2 protein-coding genes and 1 pseudogene are annotated in these 1,912 nt (G+C 70.1%); all 3 read left to right on the top strand.

Features of this window, described 5'->3' with window-relative positions:
* Nucleotides 1–307, top strand: a pseudogene (locus tag GJ633_RS16265) (M24 family metallopeptidase); the annotation flags it as partial.
* A 105-nt stretch (nt 308–412) separates the two neighbouring features.
* Nucleotides 413–1,537, top strand: a complete 1,125-nt coding sequence (locus GJ633_RS16270) for a methyl-accepting chemotaxis protein (protein ID WP_231741394.1) — start codon at nt 413–415, stop codon at nt 1,535–1,537.
* Between the two features lie 120 nt (nt 1,538–1,657).
* Nucleotides 1,658–1,912 (top strand): MFS transporter (locus GJ633_RS16275; RefSeq protein ID WP_321169134.1); only part of this gene is annotated, 255 nt, incomplete at its 3' end.

A 1,912-nucleotide genomic window follows, 5' to 3' on the forward strand; every position in this document is an offset into this window, starting at 1 on the left:
CGCGAGGACGTCCACGCGGCCGCCTGCGACGTCTACGAGGCGGCGGGGGAGCCGACGCTCCGTGCCGACCCCGAGACGGAGACCGGGTTCATCCACTCGACGGGCCACGGGATCGGACTCGAAGTCCACGAGTCCCCCGCGGCTCGCGAGCGGCGGCGACGAGCTGGTGCCCGGACACGTGGTCACGGTCGAGCCCGGGCTGTACGACCCCGACGTCGGCGGGGTCCGGATCGAGGACCTGGTCGTCGTCACCGAAGACGGCCACGAGAACCTCACCGACTATCGGCGCGAGTTCGTCGTCGACTGACACCGGTCACCGATACTCTCCGTGTCTCACTTTTCCCCGCCTGACACTCAATCGTGATAATCGCACACGGAGGATTATCTACGCGTGGCGAGTCGTGGGCGTATCATGCGAAACGAGCGCCCCGGGACGACATCGCAAGATCAGACGGCGACGAACGACGAAACAACGACGAACGATCAGACTGAGACGAGCGACGAGACGACGGGACGAACGGCGGCGGACGGCGGCGTCGACACCGACGGCGCCGACGCGACGATGGAGGAGGTCGGCGCGCGAATGGCAGCCGCCGGCGACGTCGGCGAGGCGGTCTCGGAGCGGATGGACGACGAGATCGTCAGCGCCGACGAGATCGACGTCGACGGGGACCTCTCGGCGGAGCGCGAAGCGGCGCTCTCCGAGTCGGTCCGGGGGCTCAACGAACTCCACGGGGCGGCCGTCGACGTCGTCGATCGGACCGAGGACATCGCCGGGTTCTCCGCCGAGCAGTTCGAGGGGATGGTCCAGGTGAGCGACGAGGTCTCGAACATGAGCGCAGCGGTCGAGGAGGTCGCCTCCTCCGCGGAGGAGGTCGCGACCGAGGCGGAGTCGGTGAACGACCTCACGGCCGAGGGGCGATCGGCGGCCGCGGACGCGCGGGCCGCGATGGACCGCATCGACGAAACCTCCGAGACCCTCGCCGAGCGCGTCGAGGCGATAGCGGAGACGGTCGCGGAGATCGACGAGATGGTCGAAGCGATAAACGCCATCGCCGAGCGGACGAACCTGCTGGCGCTCAACGCGAGCATCGAGGCCGCCCGCGCCGGCGAGGCAGGCGCCGGGTTCGCGGTCGTCGCCGAGGAGGTGAAGTCGCTCGCCGAGGAGTCGCAGGGGCGGACCGGCGAGATAGAGGAGCTCGTGGGATCGATCGAGCGACACACCGAGCGGGCGGTCGAGGAACTCGACGCGAACGCGGACGCGGTCGCCGACGGCCGCGCCGAGGTCGAGGAGGCCGCAGACACGCTCACCGAGATCGACGACTCCACGACGGAGCTCACCACGGGGATCGAAGAGGTCGCAACGGCGACCGACCAGCAGGCCGCGAGCACCGAGGAGATCGCCGCGATGGTCGACCAGACCGCGGGCAACGCCGCCGAGATCCGCGACGAGACCGACGGGATCACCGCGGCCGTCGAACAGCAGGCCGCCATGATCGTGCAGGTGAGCGACGGAGTCGGAGACCTCGTCGAGTAGCCGGAGAGCGGGCACCCGCCCCGAGGTCGTCGGCGTCGCCCCGAGCCGATCGGGTCCCACAGCCGGTCCGGCTGGCCGCGATCGGAACCCCCTTTTTGCGCGGCGGCACAGGTCCGGACAGTGAACTGGCGGTACGAACACACGGCCCTCGCGCTCTGTACGCTCGCGTTCACGGCGACGATGATCGCGCGGCTGGTCATCAGCCCGCTCGTCCCGGAGATCACGGTGCAGTTCGGGGTGACGAACGCGACGGTCGGGCTCGCGCTCTCGGGGATGTGGCTCGCGTACGCGCTGGCGCAGTTCCCGTCGGGAGTCCTCGGCGACCGCTACGGCGAGCGCGCCGTCATCCTCACCGCGGTCGGCGCCACCGCGGTC

The organism is Halorubrum sp. CBA1125 (genome assembly GCF_009742825.1).
Classification (GTDB): domain Archaea; phylum Halobacteriota; class Halobacteria; order Halobacteriales; family Haloferacaceae; genus Halorubrum.

Coding starts and splice junctions, on each gene's coding strand:
- GJ633_RS16270 (WP_231741394.1), top strand. CDS start 413: ATGCGAAACGAGCGCCCCGGGACGACATCGCAAGATCAGACGGCGACG.